22 protein-coding genes and 1 pseudogene are annotated in these 16,262 nt (G+C 54.7%); 10 read left to right on the forward strand and 13 right to left on the reverse strand.

The features are described from left to right. The first annotated feature begins 168 nt into the window (after positions 1-168). A complete protein-coding gene (locus AC07U6_RS12545) occupies positions 169-954 on the forward strand; it encodes an AraC family transcriptional regulator (protein ID WP_494764806.1) in 786 nt (261 codons plus the stop codon). Between the two features lie 74 nt (positions 955-1,028). Further along, complete coding sequence (locus tag AC07U6_RS12550; RefSeq protein WP_494762473.1) at positions 1,029-1,793, forward strand: hypothetical protein; 765 nt, start codon at positions 1,029-1,031, stop codon at positions 1,791-1,793. 108 nt (positions 1,794-1,901) lie between these two features. Here AC07U6_RS12550 and AC07U6_RS12555 read toward each other — a convergent pair whose 3' ends face one another. Continuing rightward, on the reverse strand, positions 1,902-2,126 hold the full coding sequence (locus AC07U6_RS12555) for an IS3 family transposase (RefSeq protein ID WP_494762472.1): 225 nt from the start codon (positions 2,124-2,126) through the stop codon (positions 1,902-1,904). Between the two features lie 104 nt (positions 2,127-2,230). After that, a complete protein-coding gene (locus tag AC07U6_RS12560; RefSeq protein WP_494762471.1) occupies positions 2,231-2,545 on the reverse strand; it encodes a transposase in 315 nt (104 codons plus the stop codon). A gap of 97 nt (positions 2,546-2,642) precedes the next feature. On the opposite strand from AC07U6_RS12560, the gene AC07U6_RS12565 reads away from it, so the two are divergent. From AC07U6_RS12565 to AC07U6_RS12580, 4 genes are all read left to right on the forward strand, one after another. Continuing rightward, the gene (locus AC07U6_RS12565; RefSeq protein ID WP_494762470.1) at positions 2,643-2,804 is read left to right on the forward strand and encodes a hypothetical protein; all 162 of its coding nucleotides are present in this window, start codon (positions 2,643-2,645) and stop codon (positions 2,802-2,804) included. Positions 2,805-3,039: 235 nt separating this feature from the next. Then, positions 3,040-3,519: an Hcp family type VI secretion system effector gene (locus AC07U6_RS12570; protein ID WP_494762469.1), complete on the forward strand. Its 480-nt coding sequence runs from the start codon at positions 3,040-3,042 to the stop codon at positions 3,517-3,519. 14 nt (positions 3,520-3,533) lie between these two features. Continuing rightward, positions 3,534-4,247 (forward strand): hypothetical protein, encoded by a 714-nt coding sequence (locus AC07U6_RS12575; protein WP_494762468.1) that lies wholly within the window; start codon positions 3,534-3,536, stop codon positions 4,245-4,247. Beyond that, the gene (locus AC07U6_RS12580) at positions 4,244-4,576 is read left to right on the forward strand and encodes a DUF2645 family protein (RefSeq protein WP_494762467.1); all 333 of its coding nucleotides are present in this window, start codon (positions 4,244-4,246) and stop codon (positions 4,574-4,576) included. The genes AC07U6_RS12575 and AC07U6_RS12580 overlap by 4 nt, the downstream gene beginning before the upstream one ends. A 96-nt stretch (positions 4,577-4,672) precedes the next feature. Here AC07U6_RS12580 and AC07U6_RS12585 read toward each other — a convergent pair whose 3' ends face one another. Then, entirely contained in the window at positions 4,673-4,990 is a 318-nt protein-coding gene (locus AC07U6_RS12585) for a hypothetical protein (protein WP_494764800.1), read from the reverse strand. 522 nt (positions 4,991-5,512) lie between these two features. Between AC07U6_RS12585 and AC07U6_RS12590 the strand changes: the two genes are divergently transcribed. Then, positions 5,513-6,448: a hypothetical protein gene (locus AC07U6_RS12590; protein ID WP_494762466.1), complete on the forward strand. Its 936-nt coding sequence runs from the start codon at positions 5,513-5,515 to the stop codon at positions 6,446-6,448. Positions 6,449-6,519: 71 nt separating this feature from the next. On the opposite strand, the gene AC07U6_RS12595 is transcribed toward AC07U6_RS12590, so the two are convergent. The 8 genes from AC07U6_RS12595 to AC07U6_RS12630 form a co-directional block, all read right to left on the reverse strand. Beyond that, a complete protein-coding gene (locus tag AC07U6_RS12595; RefSeq protein WP_494762465.1) occupies positions 6,520-6,822 on the reverse strand; it encodes a transposase in 303 nt (100 codons plus the stop codon). Between the two features lie 150 nt (positions 6,823-6,972). Further along, positions 6,973-7,338 carry a RidA family protein gene (locus AC07U6_RS12600; RefSeq protein WP_494762464.1) on the reverse strand — a complete coding sequence of 122 codons (366 nt, stop codon included), beginning with the start codon at positions 7,336-7,338 and terminating at the stop codon, positions 6,973-6,975. 141 nt (positions 7,339-7,479) lie between these two features. Continuing rightward, positions 7,480-8,196, reverse strand: a complete 717-nt coding sequence (locus AC07U6_RS12605; RefSeq protein ID WP_494762463.1) for a TolC family protein — start codon at positions 8,194-8,196, stop codon at positions 7,480-7,482. 53 nt (positions 8,197-8,249) lie between these two features. Further along, a complete protein-coding gene (locus AC07U6_RS12610) occupies positions 8,250-8,930 on the reverse strand; it encodes a hypothetical protein (RefSeq protein ID WP_494762462.1) in 681 nt (226 codons plus the stop codon). Continuing rightward, complete coding sequence (locus tag AC07U6_RS12615; RefSeq protein WP_494762461.1) at positions 8,927-9,352, reverse strand: hypothetical protein; 426 nt, start codon at positions 9,350-9,352, stop codon at positions 8,927-8,929. Before AC07U6_RS12615 ends, AC07U6_RS12610 begins: the two co-directional genes overlap by 4 nt. Positions 9,353-9,474: 122 nt before the next feature. Next, positions 9,475-10,671 (reverse strand): MFS transporter, encoded by a 1,197-nt coding sequence (locus AC07U6_RS12620; protein WP_494764801.1) that lies wholly within the window; start codon positions 10,669-10,671, stop codon positions 9,475-9,477. 142 nt (positions 10,672-10,813) lie between these two features. Next, on the reverse strand, positions 10,814-11,332 hold the full coding sequence (locus AC07U6_RS12625; protein ID WP_494762460.1) for a MarR family winged helix-turn-helix transcriptional regulator: 519 nt from the start codon (positions 11,330-11,332) through the stop codon (positions 10,814-10,816). Positions 11,333-11,572: 240 nt separating this feature from the next. Continuing rightward, on the reverse strand, positions 11,573-11,860 hold the full coding sequence (locus tag AC07U6_RS12630) for a hypothetical protein (protein ID WP_494762459.1): 288 nt from the start codon (positions 11,858-11,860) through the stop codon (positions 11,573-11,575). 26 nt (positions 11,861-11,886) lie between these two features. Here AC07U6_RS12630 and AC07U6_RS12635 point away from each other — a divergent pair, with 26 nt between their 5' ends. The 3 genes and pseudogenes from AC07U6_RS12635 to AC07U6_RS12645 all read left to right on the forward strand — a co-directional run bounded on the left by AC07U6_RS12635 (position 11,887) and on the right by AC07U6_RS12645 (position 14,142). Beyond that, positions 11,887-12,528: a TetR family transcriptional regulator gene (locus tag AC07U6_RS12635; protein WP_494762458.1), complete on the forward strand. Its 642-nt coding sequence runs from the start codon at positions 11,887-11,889 to the stop codon at positions 12,526-12,528. Positions 12,529-12,644: 116 nt separating this feature from the next. Next, complete coding sequence (locus AC07U6_RS12640) at positions 12,645-13,301, forward strand: FAD-binding protein (protein WP_494762457.1); 657 nt, start codon at positions 12,645-12,647, stop codon at positions 13,299-13,301. 12 nt (positions 13,302-13,313) lie between these two features. Continuing rightward, positions 13,314-14,142: pseudogene (locus tag AC07U6_RS12645) on the forward strand (glycosyltransferase family 8 protein). Between the two features lie 310 nt (positions 14,143-14,452). On the opposite strand, the gene phnE (AC07U6_RS12650) reads toward AC07U6_RS12645, so the two are convergent. Both phnE (AC07U6_RS12650) and phnE (AC07U6_RS12655) read right to left on the reverse strand, forming a co-directional pair. Continuing rightward, complete coding sequence (phnE, locus tag AC07U6_RS12650) at positions 14,453-15,337, reverse strand: phosphonate ABC transporter, permease protein PhnE (protein WP_494762456.1); 885 nt, start codon at positions 15,335-15,337, stop codon at positions 14,453-14,455. Next, positions 15,334-16,203: a phosphonate ABC transporter, permease protein PhnE gene (phnE, locus tag AC07U6_RS12655; protein ID WP_494762455.1), complete on the reverse strand. Its 870-nt coding sequence runs from the start codon at positions 16,201-16,203 to the stop codon at positions 15,334-15,336. The genes phnE (AC07U6_RS12650) and phnE (AC07U6_RS12655) overlap by 4 nt, the downstream gene beginning before the upstream one ends. Between the last annotated feature and the right edge of the window lie 59 nt (positions 16,204-16,262).

Consider the following 16,262-nt stretch of genomic DNA (forward strand, 5'->3'; position numbering starts at 1 on the left):
TTCGCTAATTGCCAAGCGCCGTGATGTGATTTCAGTACCGGCTTCACACTTTGTTCAAACCGCTACATAACGAGGTCGAAAGTGGTGTTGTAATGATCTGAAATAAAACGGGAAGCCATCATGCAAAAAGATATTAATCCCAACGACATTACCTAATTTGGCCTGAATATTTATCAATACGGCCATGAGATTTGCGCCAGTCGTCACAGTTACGGCCCGGCGGTACGGCAGCACTATCTTTTACATTATGTGATAACCGGTAGCGGCACGCTGTTTACCGAAAAACAGCGCTGGTCAGTGGTAAAAGGCGAAGCGTTTCTGATTCATCCGCACGAAATTACCACCTACACGGCCGATAAACAGACGCCGTGGGAATATATGTGGATTGAGCTTGACGGATTGATTGCGGCACGAAGTCTGGAAAAATGCGGGTTACGGCGTGATATGCCAATATGGCGGCCGAAAGATCCGCTTTTACCAGCCCTGGAGTCCCAGCTGCTGCAACAGCTGATTGCCGAAGATCCGCACTATTCGCTGCGTATTACCGGCCTGACCTGTCTGCTGCTGGATGCGCTGATCGCCAATGCCGCCACAGGACGCCGCTTTGATGCCACAAGTGGCGGAAATCGTCATCTGGACGCGGCGGTTAACTTCCTTGAGCGCCACTATCGCCGCAGTGTGACAATGAGCGAAGTGGCCGCATTTTGTAACATCGACCGCAGCTACCTCAGCCGCCTTTTTCAACAGCAGTTTGGCTATGGCCCTAAGCAATATCTGTTACAGCTACGAATGCATGCGGCCACGTCACTGCTTGAGGATCGCAGCCTGCCAATAAAAATCATCGCTTATTCTGTGGGATACGGTGGTCAGATGCAGTTTGCCAAAGTCTTTCATCAGCACTTCAACTGCTCGCCCAGCGCCTGGCGTTTATCAAAGGCAGGTTCCGGCTGTTGAGCAGAGAATAATCTGCCATACTCTGTGGCACTATCCGGCCTGAAGGCTGCGGTTTTGTCTCTGCGAGGATTCTGATGAATACAGTTCTCAGCCTGTCTCCGGCTTACGATCGGCTCCACTCTTCCCTGCTGGAACAGCGCTCACAGGTGCAGTCGGCGGAGGTTATCCAGCTGGTTAACCGCGCGCTGCTGGCGGGTGAACGCGTCAGTGCGGCCTTTTACGATCTCAGCCAGCTCAAGCTGTTACAGCAGCGTAAAAGCCAGCCGCTGCTGACGCCAAAAGCGGAAAAAGAGATTGGGAAGTTTCTTGATGAGTTGAACGCGATCACCCCAAAAACGGTGGGCGACAAAGCGCAGTTCTCCGCGTTACAGAAGCAGGTTTCGCGCCTTATCGACAAGTTTCACTGGAAGCACGCCAGCCCGATCCTGGTGCAAAATGCGCTGTTTAATCGCACCTACTATCAGTGGCAGCAGGCGCTGGAAGCGCTGTTCAGCGAAGGCAATGGCGCTGACGTTTTCGACGATCTGCAACGCATTCTCAACGACTCTGCCAGAAAGATCCCGGTGCTGGGCGACACGGTTAGCCTGTTTAAACAGCTGACGAAGCTGGCTGCCGAATGCCGTGAAAAGTCGTCGCTGAACGGTTTAGAAGAGAACGTGATGGCGGGCTATATTGCCGCTGCCGATATTGCCACCCGCGGCATTATTATCTTCGGTTCCACCGCCGAAGCCGTGCTGCGCGGCGGTCCGCTTCCCGACGCCGAGCAACAGGAAAAACTGATTAAAGAACACTATCAGCAGGTCGTTGAGCGCATGCATCCGTGGTTTACTGCGGTGTGATCTTTGATGTTTCCCGGCCGGTAATGTCGCCGCTTCAGATTATAAAAACTGTCGATATAATCGATAACGTCTGCCATACCCTGACTTCGGGTTTCATAGCGACGATAGTTAACTCTTTTTTAGTAGATTATCCGCCACTACAGCCGATTTTCCACCACGTGGATAGCGGTGACGTCCGGGACGTTTCGCAACCAGCAACATGGCTTTCATTACCTGACGGACGCGGTATCGGCCAACGTTAAAACCCTGTTCACGCAACTCAATACACATACGCCGACTGCCGTACGTCGCATCCATTTCAGCATGAACATGTTTAGCCGCTGCGTGAAGCATAAGAACATCGGCTTTGAGCGCTGGCCGCCTGCTCCGTGCGTAAAATACGCTGCGCGTAAGCGACAGGCAGCGACATACCTGCTGGATGTTTGCCCCGGCCTTCTTCAGCTTAACCGCGACTTTTTGTCGTTGTTCATTACCATGGCGAAGAAGGCCGACACTTTTTTTAACAGGTCATTGTCGCTCTGTAGCTGACGTACCTGCTTTTCAAGTTCCTGTATTCGCCGTTGTTCAGGTGTAATGGCACTGGCTGCTGGCGTCTCGCCCCGTATTGCTCCGCGATACTGGCGTAACCAGCGCTGCAATGTAGAAAGACCAATATTCATTGTTTCAGCAGCTTGCGTCACCGGGTAGTTGTGCTGAAGGACCAGATTGACACATTCCTGTTTGAACTCATGGGTAAACGTTTTTCTGCGCATTCTCACCTCGTTAGTGATGCTTATTATATCTCTAACAAAGTATCCGGGATCATTAGACCATTACGGCTATTTAACTAGCTTCAAGTTGTGTCGCCAATTGTCACAGGTATTGAATGGCAGCGCAGACCTGGCGGTTCGGCTGGAATTGGCGGGACTGGGGCAGGCGCGTCAGTATCTGGCGGAGCAGGCGGCCTATAACCTGTGGCAGGCACAACAGCATGAGCACCCGCCGATTACCCGACTCACTGAGATCGCATAAATAAACCTCACCTTTCCATTGAAATCCCCCGGTGACTTTTCTAGAATTCCGTGGGTAAAAACAGTCACTGCGCCAGCATAAAAATTCATAAGACACTGGCAGTTCCCGTTGCACGATCTTTATTGTTTGTCTATTTGTTTCCCTGTTTGTATTTCCACCAGTCGAATTGCGTTTTACCGCGCCCCCCGGCAAGGAATGGCCTTTCGGGGAAAACCACCCAAGGGACAAGACTGACATGGCAAACAACATCTATGTGACCATCACAGGAAAAAAACAGGGACCCATCTCAGCCGGATGCTGCACCCTCGACTCCATCGGCAACAAATACCAGAGCGAACACAAAGACCAGACATTTGTCCTCCAGTTTGATCACGCCATCAGCCGCAGCCAGCACACCAGCCATCACCCGGTCAAATTCTGCAAACCCATCGACAAATCCTCCCCGCTCCCTGGCACCGCCATCACCAACAACGAAGAACTCGAACTCCTGTTTGACTTCTACCGCAGCAGCCAGACCGGTGCTCAGGAAAAATACTACTCCATCCAGCTCACCGGTGCGACCCTGACCAACATCAGCGTGTCCTACCCGCATGCCCTCACCCACGCGGACAACCAGCCCGAAGAAATGATCTCCGTTGGCTATAAAAGCATCTACTGGAAACACCACATCGCCGGAACCGGCGGCTACAGCATTTGGGACGAGCGCGTGTACTAAGAGGAGGGGAGTGTATGCGAAACACCATCGTTGCCCGGAACCCGTTCTGTGATATCCGGCAGGCCGGATTCAGAAAATGGGACGAAATCGACGCCATGTACTGGAAACTGACCCGAAACAATCCGGAGCGCAAAAGCGGCGAGTACTACCTCAATGCCTACAAAGACGCCTATGTCGGATACAACAAAGACAAAATCATCAAATATGCCTATCAGGCTGGCATTCTGCCCGAACTCCTGGGCGGTGTTGCCTGGATCGAATCAGGCGGCATGCCCGAAGAATACAAATTCCAGATCTTTGAAGCAAAACGCGCCCTGGGCCTGAAAGCCTACCCGGCCGACAAAACCTCCTTTGGCTCCGTTGCCATGCAGATCCAGGTGGCCGCCAGAACCCTGGGCTTTGACCCATCCACCCTCACCACCCGGGATCAGCTTGAACTCGCAAGCTGCCTGATGGAAGACGATTTTAATCTCTGGATCGTTGCACAACACCTGCGGGACATGATCCTCTACGACTACCCCGATACCGCAACCCTCTACCTGACCGACGAACAATACGTGCTGGCCGGGATCCGCTACAACCGGGGGGCAGAAAGACCCTTAAGCGACTTCATCCGCATCATCCGCATGAAACCGTCACGCGGCTCCGTCGAATTCGACTACATCTCCTACGGCGCACGACTCCTGCAGATTCGAAACCACATCAGACAACTGCTGGGGCTGATATGAAACTAGACAAAGACAAACTCATCGACCTCCTTTCCATGGTGGGGTACTTTGCATTTGCCTGCCTTGCCATTACATTCTTCTCGATCAACAAATACGACTGGATGCTGGAACCGGGCGACAGCGTGTGCAGCGTTCCCCACCAGTCACTTGGTAACCGTACCTTTCAGGCAGGCATCGCCGCATTCTTTCTGATTACCCCCTTGCTGATAGCATTCCTGCGCAACCTTTACATAGGCAACCGCTATAAGACGGGGTATTACGCAGCGGGAATCCTGGGGGTAGCCCTCTACGGCGGGTGGGTGTTCTTTGGCCGGTTTATTGTGTGCTGACCCATCACTCTGCCCCTGAACACCCTGACGCGGCCTGTGGCCTTGTCGGCTGCCCATCTGCCATTCACCTTGAAGGATGACTCACAGCCTGGCAGCTCAGGTAAAGGCGGGTTTGCCCTGCTTATGGTTAAGCTGCTTTATAAGGGAACGAATATTCCGCAGATGTCCCCTTGCCACCTCGGGTGTCGCAGGCTGGTAATCCGGTTTAGGTGAGGTCGGCGGAACCGCTGGCACAGCTTGCCTGACCTTGCTGACCACTGGCACAACCTCCGGGGTTGTTGCCTCTGGAACCGCCCTGCGCCCCGCCCACAACCTGAACTGCCCCGCCAGCGCCTTCTTGATCAGCCCGAACAGATACGCCACCGGATTCCAGGCTTCCCCCCGTTCACAGCGGCTGTCCCACTCATCGAGCACTGGCTGGCGCTGTGTGGAGGGTAGGTGCGTAACTGTTCGTAGCTGACTGTGGCAGTCAGACTGACGTGAGCAGCCAGCACCAGTAGTGCATTACGTTCCAGAATCGTGAGGCGGTTATCCTGCAGCAGAGCAAGATGCCGGGGACAGGTCGGAAAAGATTCGAAAGCAGACATGAGCGGGCTCCATCAACGTGGCGGCACACTGACCGAACCGCGTCATGTTATCCGAAAGGAAAAGCAGCAAAAAAGCGGAACGCCAAGCATTCCGCTTTTTTGAATTAATTCACTGAAACCATTTTTGAACCACTGGGTATATTGGTATTTTAAATTTATTGAAATGAGATGCGTTTTAAGCAGGTATAAGATGGTTATTTTTGAAGGGTGATTTTGTACGGCTTCCTGCATGCGGGAAGTCTTGCTTACGGATAAATTTCATGGGCATAATTAACTTCTGACTGTCCATTCTCTTAGAATCCAGCAGGCATGTAACAATCTGGAGTAACCGTCCCATAAGGAGTGCCGTGTGTCAAAGCAGCTATCACCAGCCGGAATCATGGCACTCAAAGAGGCCCTTTGTTCCGTGTATTGGTACAAATCTGAGCTTCGTAGTTTTTTGCAACTCTGCTTATCAAAACCTGGGATTTTAAATAATTTCAACTGGGAAAACTACAAACGTCAGATCGTATCTGATGTCATTGACTATTTGACAGTAAATTCATCTACACACCTCAGTGATTTAACCAATATTTGTTATGAGCTTTGCAAACTGAAAGATTTTTCACATTTAAAACCGTTGGATGATGGACCGCAAAAGGTTGAGAGAGCCCGTAATGCAGTTAACCAACTCAAGCAGCTTGTTGAACCACACCAGGATGTAAAAAAAGAACAGGACGATATCAAACAAAGGCAAGAGCTTGCTGCAAAAAAGCTTAGAGAGAATGCTGCAGTTCGTCAAAAGCTTGAAACGATAAAAACTCGATATATGACTTTGGTTGGGTCTGATAATGCGCAAAGCAGAGGATTCGAACTTGAGCGGATTATGTATGAGCTTTTTGAGTTATTTGATCTTGACCCGAAAGCATCGTTCAAAAACTTGGGCGAGCAAGTGGACGGTGCTTTTTCTCTGGAGGGGACAGAGTATCTGTTTGAAGCAAAATGGCAAAAGGAAATGGTCAATAAAGCTGATTTAGCGGTATTTACCGATAAGGTCAGAACAAAGCTTGAAAATACTTTAGGTGTGTTTTTATCAATTAATGGTTTTTCACCAGATGGTGTTAATGCACATCAAGCTGGCGGTGCATCAATATTACTCGTAGATGGTAGTGATCTTATGGCAGTTTTTGAGGAGAGAATTGATTTTACCAGTTTATTACTCCGTAAAAAACGTCATGCTGCTCAAACAGGTCAAATTTATTTGACTTTCTATCAGATGGTGGCTTCTGGTAATAGCGGTTTCTGAGGTATTGATTGCTTATCAAAATATGGAGACAGTGATTGAGAACTGTGAAGTCTGTAATATCTCGTGCGGGATCACATGCAGGTCGAGGTTTTCATTACCATGGCGAAGAAGGCCGACACTTTTTTTAACAGGTCATTGTCGCTCTGTAGCTGACGTACCTGCTTTTCAAGTTCCTGTATTCGCCGTTGTTCAGGTGTAATGGCACTGGCTGCTGGCGTCTCACCCCGTATTGCTCCGCGATACTGGCGTAACCAGCGCTGCAATGTAGAAAGGCCAATATTCATTGTTTCAGCTTGCGTCACCGGGTAGTTGTGCTGAAGGACCAGATTGACACATTCCTGTTTGAACTCATGGGTAAACGTTTTTCTGCGCATTCTCACCTCGTTAGTGATGCTTATTATATCTCTAACAAAGTGTCCGGGATCATCAGACCATTACAAACCAGCTCGCTGGAATGCTATGTTCGCCAACGCTACGGACAGCAGAAAGTGCACTATCTGCACATTCTGCTGAATCCAGGGAGCTTATCGAGGAACGGCGAACACCGCTTCGATCTCGATATTCACATCTGGTGAGAATAGCCCGGCCACCTTGACCAGTGAGCTGGCTGGATAGGCGCCGTCATAGCGTTTCGCCAGAACGTCGCGCAGCGCGCCAATATTTTCGAGCGAGGTCACAAAGACCGTGACTTTGATGAGGTCGCGCATACCAATACCTTCTGCCTGCGTGACCCGTTCAATCTGATCGAAAATTGCCTCTGCTTGCTTCGCCGTATCGTGGCCCTGCTCAGGGGTACCAAACGCCGTCATTCCCGATAAATACAACGTGTCGCTGTGGCGTACCGCAACTGAATAGGGACCGGCCGGGGGAGGCAGGGTGGGATAGTTCATTCTGCTAACCATGAGTGTTCTCCATTGTGGGAGTTAGGATTGTCTGCCGCCAACGCAGGCAGAGAGTTGGCCGAGCCTACCAATAGGCAGGCCGCTACGAGTGCTTTCATGACGGGTGTACTCCTTGTAGAAAGACAGGTGTCAGGTGGGTTGCCAGCCACCACCGAGGGATCGGTAGATGGCGACAATGCCGCGATAGAGATCCACTTCGGCCTCAGCCTGGGCATCTTCGGCGGCCAACTGCTCGCGCTCAGCATCCAGGAGTACGAGGAAATCCACGATTCCCTCTCTGTACTGGACTGACGCCAGCTGGGCCGCACCGCGGCTGGCATCGCTTCGGCGCATCAATGCCTCGAGCCGCTCCTGCCGCTTGCCATAGTCGCTGAATACGTTGGCTGCTTCCTCCAGGGCCAGTAGCACCCGCTGCTCGTACTGCGCGAGGGCAACATCCGAACCGGCTTGAGCTTCACGGAGGCGAGCCCGCACACTGCCCAGGTCGAATGCGCTCCAGGTGATCGATGGGGCGATACTCCATGCCTTTGACGCCGATGAGCCAAGTTGTGATCCGCGTCCAGCCGTGAAGCCGGGGAAACCGCTCAGACTGACGCGGGGAAACAGATCTGACGTAGCAACGCCGACTTCTGCAATGCTGGCCGCGAGCCGCCGCTCTGCCGCTCGGATGTCGGGCCTGCGACGAAGCAGTTCTGCGGGATCGCCGATAGGCAGCGTTGTGGCAATTGCCGGCAACGCTCGGGGAGAAAGGTCCTCGGTGAGTTCATCTGGGCGCATCCCCAGCAACATGCTTGCGGCGGCAAGCGTCGTGCAATGCTGGAGGCAACTGAATAGTGAAATACGCATTTCTGGCTCCCTGAAAGAGGTTCAGCTTGTACTTCCGATGTTTGAGCGCGGAGCTAGAGCTTCCGCAGGCTCGCCGACAACTCGCGATGCTCCTCAGCAAGCCACGTGTCGTGCAGCCACTTCTCGGTTTTCCGCTTGCCCGGGAAGGTGATCCACACAATGTCGCGCTCGAACACCATTGGCTTTCCGTCGCCACCGACGATGACCCAGAACCAGCGACCGTCAGCCAGATTGCGGGCCTTGACCTTCATGCCCGTGAGCGTGACCGTCTCAACGCGTCCGTTGCGCACCACCTTTACGGGCTCGTCGTGCGGATCAATCCAACTGAGCTGCATACGCTCAAGAAGGTCGGGGGCAAACTGTTGGAGAAAGTCCCGCGCGATCGCCTCAGTGCGTTCGCGCGACGGCAATGTCTTGCCGACAAGCTCCTGCGACATGTTTGCGAATCCCTTCAGCACACCGGCGTCCGACACCACAGTGCTGAAGTGTTCACCGCCCAGATCAGCGTTGCGGCCGTCGGACCGCACGTACCGCGTAAGCACCGCAGACTCGCCATCAACCGTAACCGCGTGACGGGCGACCTTTTGGTGAGAGGACGGGATGGCAACAACAGTGTTGATGGTTTGGTTCATGACTGGAATCTCCTTGGTTGAGTCAGTGTTGGCGTTGGCCATGTTCGCCAGCAAAGCGGTAGCGAGGGCCAGACTTGCAGTGGTGAACCGGATCGTGGTCATGGAAGGCTCCTATGGACAGATGGAATGCCGGGTTCGGCGGACTGCGCAGCGGGGGAGACCGGCTGCGATGAGGGCTCCCCCTGCACGAACACCAGCGCAAGAAGGCCAATCAAAATCAAAGTCATATGGACGGATTGCATGGGGCCCTGCTTCAGCCAGTAGCCAAACCACAGGCCACCGCAAATGAAGCAGAACACAGCAGCAGGAAGTTCGAACTCGCGCTTGTAGCCGCCTGCAATCGCCAGATCATGCGCAAGCTGGATGTCCTTGCGAGCGAGTCCCTGACCTGCAATGACCCTGCTGCCTTTCAGTTTGACGTTGTCCGGTTCTTTCAGCGCGTGCATCAATTCGCTGTAGGGCATCACGTGTGCATGCCGGGAAAAATCCTCAAACTGATCTGCAACTACTACGTAAATTCCCATTGCTGGATTTCCTTCCTTTTCGGTTTCCGGGGACATCGGCGGGTTGCACGGCTGTTACCGGTTTTCTTCAGAGAGACCTGTCTTGCCACCGATACCCCACCGCGGAAGTTCAGGTCATTCAACTAGCCAACACGGGAGCTTCTAACTCCCTGCGTAGCGCTAAATACAGCGGCGGCGCCGAGGCCCACCGCCAAAACCAGGAATAGAGATTCCGCTGGCCATGCACGACTACTGCTGGCAAGCCACGGCCCCAAGCTCGCGCCGATGAAAAGTAAGAAGGTGTAGAAGGACACAGCCAGACCGCGAACTTCTGGCACCGTGATTGCCGCAATTCGGGCAATGAGCCCAGGAACGCTGATTGCCACGCCGGCGACATAGACCACGCTTGCCGCAAGCAGCCAGACAATGTGGCGTTCGCCTGCGCCAGCACAAAGCGCGAGGCCAATAGCGGCGATGGTCAACCCTGCGGTTGCTACACGATGGGCTCCCCAACGCCTGATTAAGGTGGGCGCCAGCAACGGGGCGAGGAATGCTGGTAGGGCCGCACCACGCGCCTGAATTGGGCTGATCCCGAGCTCCCCGAAGGCTGTCCCCAGATGCAGGTCCATTCCGATGTAGAACGCGACGAACGACATCAGCAGCAGCAACGCGGGGAGGTAGACGCGGCGCAAGGCTGGACTCAGCAGCAACGTGAAGACCTGCAGATATCCTTCCCATAGAGAGGCCTGAGGACGTCCCGCCTCATTGCCAGCTGGAGCCGCCACTAGCCGAAGTGCTGTCAAGGCATAGACTGCCGCCAGCGGAACCAGAGCCCAGCCAAAGCCCCACCGGGTTGCCACGACGCTGCCATAGATCTGGCCGAGCAGCCCTGCGGAAAGGAACGCCGTGCTCATCCAGGCCACTCCCCAAACACGTTGCCTGGGCGTCCCTCGCTCGGACAGGTACGCCAGGGCAACGGGAGGAAAGGAGGCTGCGGCGAACCCCTGCAATGCCCGTCCGGCAATGAACAACATCGGTGTGGAGACCCACGCCAAGCCCACGGTGATGACTGCGAGAAGCGCCAGGCCGCTTACCATGACGCCCCTACGACCCACTCGGTCCGACAGTGGGCCAAACACCATGAATCCGACGGCATACGCGACGCCGAAGGCGCCGAGTGCGTACCCAGCCTGCTCTGGCGGCAGCTGGTAGACGGTCGCCAGTAAGGGAAAGATGGGGACCGGGATATACAGGAGGGAGACCACGGCCAGTGCGCAGAGGACCATCTGTGCCAATAGACTGCTTGTGTGTGACGGAGTACTGAGAGTAGATGTGTGCATTGCTACATATCTCGCTAAACGATGGATTCTATGCCGCGAGCGCTCCGCAGACTGATTCCTGCTGAGCGCCGGGCGAAAGCCGCCAAATGTGCATCTGTAGCTTGCTGTGTAGCTTGCTACATATGTATCAAAAAACTCGGCGTCAACCGAGTTCGCTCTCAAGTCGGATCCGGTGAAGTGCCGGGGCAACTCGCAGCATCAGTTTCGCCAGGACTTCACGTTCGTCTTCGTTGAAATGGCTCATGAACTTAGCCACCCAGGCATAGTGTTTTGGAAGTACGCGGCTAAGAGCATCATCCCCTTCGGGCGTGAGTCGGACGATCCAGAACCGGCCATCATTCGGATCCGGGTGTTTGCTGCACAGACCGGAAGCCTCCATCTGCTTCACGGCGCGCGTCATAGTCTGCGAGGCAACGGCCACGCCATCGGCCAGCGCACCAATAGTCAGCCCATCCGGATTGCGCTTGAGCAGCAACAGAACGAAGAATGGCGTTTGAGCCAAGCCTTCCCGCGCCAGATTGGCATTGAAAGCTGACAGCATTTCGTCCGTCGCGGATGCCCAGATCAACCAGGTGTAGAGACCCTCGACATCTGGATTGCCATAGAGCTCGCCAAAACGCGTAAGTGTCTCCCGTGACGGGAGGTCTTTCAGTTCGAACATTACTTATGTGCCTGTCTGTGTAGCTTGCTACATATTATGGCTTTGCTGCCGCAAATGTCAAGGACCTGAAACTATTCGCCAGCGGAGAGGGATGGATCTGAATCACCTCAGTGCGGTTCGGGCACTGACGCCAATCTACGATCCGGCAGGCCGGCGAGTAACGTTGTGCCACTGGGCTAGCGCTTGAGTTCAGCCGATCTGCCAGCAGTCCGTTGAAGACCGCAGACCTTTTCCACGCGGTTAGAGAGTGAAGCACTCGACCAGTGTATTGAGGTCCATAGCCAAGCGTGAAAGCTCATTGCTGGCGGCGCGAGTCTGGTCGGCTCCGGTGGCCGATTGCACTGACAAGTCGCGGGTGTTCACCAAGTTGCGGTCCACTTCCCGTGCCACTTGAGCCTGCTCTTCAGATGCGCTGGCAATCACCAGGTTACGCTCGTTGATCTCACTGATGGCGGTGTTAATGGTTTCCAGGGACTTTCTCTCTTTGTAAATCGCCGCGCCAGACGTTACTCTGGTGACGGTCTCCACGGAAAGATAATGGATATTTACAGGTTATGTCTGCCCCCGCCAAACGTAAGAACGATCCGGAAGGGTTAAAAAAACGCATTATTGCCAGCGCTCTCACCACCTTTGCCGAATTTGGCCTGCAGGGCGCGCGCATGGAACATATCGCCGATAATGCGGGAACCACCAAACGTATGGTGGTTTACCACTTCAATAATAAAGAGCAGCTTTATATTGCGGTACTGCATCAGGTTTATCAGCAGATCCGTGAGCATGAAACCGGCCTGAACCTCGCCGAGATGTCACCCTCACAGGCGATTGCCTGCCTCGCCGAAGCCAGCTTTGATTATCACATCAACCATCCTGATTTTATGCGGTTGATATGCAGCGAAAACCTGATGCGTGGCCGCTACATCAGTCAGTCAGAATCGATCCGCATGCTGAATCAGAGCGCGCTGGACGTGCTGGACGCGGTGCTGAATCGGGGGAAAGAGAGCGGTGAGTTTTCCAGCAGCGTCTCAACGGTGGATGTTCACCGGTTAATCAGCAGTATCTGCTTCCACAATGTCTCTAACCGCTACACCTTTAACAGCCTGTTCGGCAGCGAAGAGACGGAAAGCCAGAGCATCAGTCGTAACCGTAAGCTGGTGGTGGATGCCACCCTGCGCTATCTGCAACCTGCCGCCCGCTAATTTGTACAATAAAATCATGAATGTACAACTTTCCCCGCCCGTTATCACTAAATAACGGGTTTTTTTGTCTACGCTTAATAGTCCACTCTCCCGATCGAGTTTTACAGGAGCTGTCGATGACGCGTAAACCCTCTGATTTCCCGCAGCGCAATACCGGGCTGTCATCACAGGAAGCTCGCCTGTGGAACTGGGCGCAGAATGCGCCGCTGGCGGGTAAGAATCAGATACTCCAGCCTGAAAATGAACATCGCCTGTGCGAACTGGTTGCCGCTATGCCAGGCAAACTGCGGGTGATGGGCAGCCGTATGTCACCGGGCCGTATGCTGGCGCTGGGTAGTGCTGATGACTGGCTGATCGATACCAGCCGGCTTCGCGGCCTGATATCCCACGATGCCGACAGCGCTACCTTCGCCGGCGGCACGTCGCTGCATGAAGTGTATGAACTGCTGACGGCAATGGGCCGAATGCTGCCCGCCTCGCCCGGCGTTATCGACTCGCAGACGCTGGCCGGAGCGCTGGCCACCGGTACCCACGGCCAGGGGCTGTATCAAAGTTCGATCGGTGACGAGGCGCTGCGCATTCGCATAGTGCTGGCCGATGGCAGCATAAAAGAGTTTGACCGCCAGTATCCCTGGTTCCACGCGGTACAGCTCGGCCTGGGATGCCCTGGCGTGGTGACCGCCGTAACGCTTCGCACCCGCCCTTCTGCGGTCTATACCTGCTTTAAAAATGCCGTCAGCGGCGATTCGCTGGCGGAAGATCTGCTGGGCTAAGGAGCTATCGCCATGATGGCATGGACCACATTACTGACCCAACCCGGCTACCTGATCGGCGTTCGCACGCTGGCAAAATCGCTCCAGGTGAGCGGCAGTCGCTATCCGCTGGTGGTGATAGTCACCGGGAATATCGGCGCGGAGGTGCGTTCAACCCTGGAGCAGGATGGCTGCCTGGTGAGAGAGGTGGACCCGGTCAGCCCCAATCCCACGCTGGAAAATCACTATGCCAATGCGCGTTTTGCCGAAGTGTGGACCAAACTGGCGGCGTGGACGCTAACCGAATTCGAACGGCTGGTCTTTCTGGATGCGGATATGCTGGTGACGCAGAACATGGATGAACTGTTTGCACTGCCGCTGGCGCCGGACACCCTTATCGCCTGCCACGCCTGCCGCTGCAACCCCAACCGCATCGCCAGCTATCCCAGCGACTGGACGCCGGAAAACTGCTTTTACAGCTGGTGCAAGGGAGAGGAACACGTCGAGCAGCTCGATAAGGTGGATAACTATCTCAACGGGGGATTTCTGCTGCTGACGCCGGATAAGGCAGTTTTTGACGCGATGATGGCGCAGCTGGCGGCGCTGGACGATCTGTCCACCTACCTTATTCGCCGAACAGGATTTTCTCAATCACTTCTACCGCGATCGCTGGCAGCCGCTGCCGTGGGTGTACAATGCGCTGAAAACCTTGCCGCATCAGCATCCCGACATATGGAACGACCGGCGGGTAAAAAACATTCACTACATTATCGATAAGCCATGGGAAATAACGCCGGAGCCCGGCGATCGGTATTATGAGCTTAACCGCAAGTGGTGGCTGATCGCGGACACCCTGAACTGAAAAGGTCGGGAATCGACCCGCTGATATCCTGCGCTATACCGGCGAGCCGTTTTAGTCCGGCAAGCGGTTATCCTGGACGTCTCATTCTTGTCATTGCTAACAGGCAAGCTGCCAAAGCCTGAGGGTTAAGGGTTGAGGGTTAAGGGTTAAGGGTTAAGGGTTGAGGGTTGAGGGTTGAGGGTTGAGGGTTGAGTCATGCGGACTTTAGCGTTTATTGCAAAAGTCCGCATCAGGCTCAATAACAGCTGACTGTTACTCTACCCCGGAAGCCGCGTTCCTGCTTATTCTCGCGCTTAACCACGATATTCCGTTACTTCTTCGCCTCAAACAGCGGCACAGGCTGGCCCTGAATGTAGCGCTTGCGCAGCTTCGCCGAGAGGTAATCTATGGTCATGACGATCACCACCATAATAAGCGTGATAAACATCACCACGTCCCAGTTCCACAGGCGCATATTCTCCGCATACACCAGCCCGACGCCACCGGCCCCGACAAAGCCCAGCACCGCCGCCGAGCGGGTGTTGGACTCAATCTGATACAGACTGAGCGCAAGGAACGCCGGGAAAGACTGAGTGAAAATCCCGAACCGCTGCTTCTGCACCGCCGTCGCACCCAACGCATTCAGCCCGCGCCCCGGTGAACGTTCCACCGCTTCATGTCCTTCGGCATACAGTTTCCCCAACAGCCCGACATCCTGCATGATAATCGCCAGCACCCCGGCCAGCGGCCCCATGCCAACGGCGCGCACGAAGATGAGCCCCCAGATCGCCATATCAATGCCGCGTAGCAGATCCAGCAGCCTGCGTACGATCAGCGAAACCGGGCGCAGCACCGGCGTGTTCATCACGTTACGAGCGGCGAAGAACGACAGCGGCAGCGCAATCAGCGTGGCGGTCAGCGTGCCGGCAAAAACAATACCGATAGTGATGCCGATCTGGCCGAAGTAGTAGGCAAACGGCCAGTTGGCAACATCGTGCCAGACGAACATCCGCAGGAAGTAGTGACCAAGCTGCCCCAGACCAATAGTGAGCTGCTGCCAGCTGATGCCAAAGTTGGTAAAGAAGAAAATATAGTAGAGCAGAATGGCTCCGACGATAATTCCGGTCTTAGTCAGATAACGGCGCTGGACGGCAAACAGCGCGCTGTGCTGCTGCCGAATGCTGTTCTGCCGCTCGCTGTTGATGGATACGATCATACGGCTTTCCCCTCTACCACGCGCTTGCGAACCTTACCGGAAAAGGTATCCAGCAGCGAAACCACCACAATAATCAGCAGCAGCGTCATGCTGACCTGATCGTAACGATCCAGTTTGATATTGATCATCAGCTCCTGGCCGATGCCGCCCGCCCCCACTAATCCGAGAATGGTTGACTGACGGAAGTTAATTTCCAGGCGCATAAAGCCGTAGGACAGGAATACCGGTTTCACCTGCGGCCACAGCGCGAAGCGCATGCGCTGAAACGATGAGGCTCCCGCCGCCGCCAGTCCACGTACCGGCTTGTCCGAGGCGCTTTCAATGGCTTCATAGAACAGTTTGGTCAGGCTGCCGATGGTGTGCAGCGCCAGGGCAAGGAAGCCGGGGATCACCCCGATACCAAAGGCCATGACGAACATCACCGCCCACGCCAGTTCCGGCATGGTGCGTAAAAAGGCCACCCCGGTGCGGATAGCAAAACTGACCCCGCGCGGCGTCTGAGTATTGCCGGCGGCAAGAAATGCCAGTATCCCGGCCACCATCACCGACAGCACCGTGGCCGCCAGCGCCAGCTGCAGCGTTTCCCAGATCAGCGGTAGCTGAATATGCAGGCGATAACCCCACCACGCCAGCGAGCCTTCGGTTTTCACGTCTTCAAACAGGGCATGAAAACGCAGCGCCGGTATCGTTTCGCGCAGGTAGTCAAAGAAGTGCGGCAGCGACACCCAGACAGTGTGCAGATTAAATTCAGCCAGATGTGCCGAGCCAAGATACAGCCCCAGCAGCAGGAGTGACCACAGCAGCGTATCGCGCTTTTGCCTGCCGCGGATTTGCTGGTAGTAACGTTCAAAATCGGAATTTGTCATGCGGATACCTGAATTAAGGGTCGGAAGCCCGGCCCTTACAAACGGGGAGAAAGTGGCGG

Source organism: Erwinia sp. GW821-FHT03D09, assembly GCF_059420805.1.

Excerpts from the sequence above, each read along its gene's own strand:
- AC07U6_RS12550 (WP_494762473.1), top strand. The coding sequence starts at position 1,029 with ATGAATACAGTTCTCAGCCTGTCTCCGGCTTACGATCGGCTCCACTCT.
- AC07U6_RS12555 (WP_494762472.1), bottom strand. The coding sequence starts at position 2,126 with ATGCTTCACGCAGCGGCTAAACATGTTCATGCTGAAATGGATGCGACG.
- AC07U6_RS12560 (WP_494762471.1), bottom strand. The coding sequence starts at position 2,545 with ATGCGCAGAAAAACGTTTACCCATGAGTTCAAACAGGAATGTGTCAAT.
- AC07U6_RS12570 (WP_494762469.1), top strand. The coding sequence starts at position 3,040 with ATGGCAAACAACATCTATGTGACCATCACAGGAAAAAAACAGGGACCC.
- AC07U6_RS12575 (WP_494762468.1), top strand. The coding sequence starts at position 3,534 with ATGCGAAACACCATCGTTGCCCGGAACCCGTTCTGTGATATCCGGCAG.
- AC07U6_RS12580 (WP_494762467.1), top strand. The coding sequence starts at position 4,244 with ATGAAACTAGACAAAGACAAACTCATCGACCTCCTTTCCATGGTGGGG.
- AC07U6_RS12595 (WP_494762465.1), bottom strand. The coding sequence starts at position 6,822 with ATGCGCAGAAAAACGTTTACCCATGAGTTCAAACAGGAATGTGTCAAT.
- AC07U6_RS12600 (WP_494762464.1), bottom strand. The coding sequence starts at position 7,338 with ATGAACTATCCCACCCTGCCTCCCCCGGCCGGTCCCTATTCAGTTGCG.
- AC07U6_RS12605 (WP_494762463.1), bottom strand. The coding sequence starts at position 8,196 with ATGCGTATTTCACTATTCAGTTGCCTCCAGCATTGCACGACGCTTGCC.
- AC07U6_RS12610 (WP_494762462.1), bottom strand. The coding sequence starts at position 8,930 with ATGACCACGATCCGGTTCACCACTGCAAGTCTGGCCCTCGCTACCGCT.
- AC07U6_RS12615 (WP_494762461.1), bottom strand. The coding sequence starts at position 9,352 with ATGGGAATTTACGTAGTAGTTGCAGATCAGTTTGAGGATTTTTCCCGG.
- AC07U6_RS12620 (WP_494764801.1), bottom strand. The coding sequence starts at position 10,671 with ATGCACACATCTACTCTCAGTACTCCGTCACACACAAGCAGTCTATTG.
- AC07U6_RS12625 (WP_494762460.1), bottom strand. The coding sequence starts at position 11,332 with ATGTTCGAACTGAAAGACCTCCCGTCACGGGAGACACTTACGCGTTTT.
- AC07U6_RS12635 (WP_494762458.1), top strand. The coding sequence starts at position 11,887 with ATGTCTGCCCCCGCCAAACGTAAGAACGATCCGGAAGGGTTAAAAAAA.
- AC07U6_RS12640 (WP_494762457.1), top strand. The coding sequence starts at position 12,645 with ATGACGCGTAAACCCTCTGATTTCCCGCAGCGCAATACCGGGCTGTCA.
- phnE (WP_494762456.1), bottom strand. The coding sequence starts at position 15,337 with ATGATCGTATCCATCAACAGCGAGCGGCAGAACAGCATTCGGCAGCAG.
- phnE (WP_494762455.1), bottom strand. The coding sequence starts at position 16,203 with ATGACAAATTCCGATTTTGAACGTTACTACCAGCAAATCCGCGGCAGG.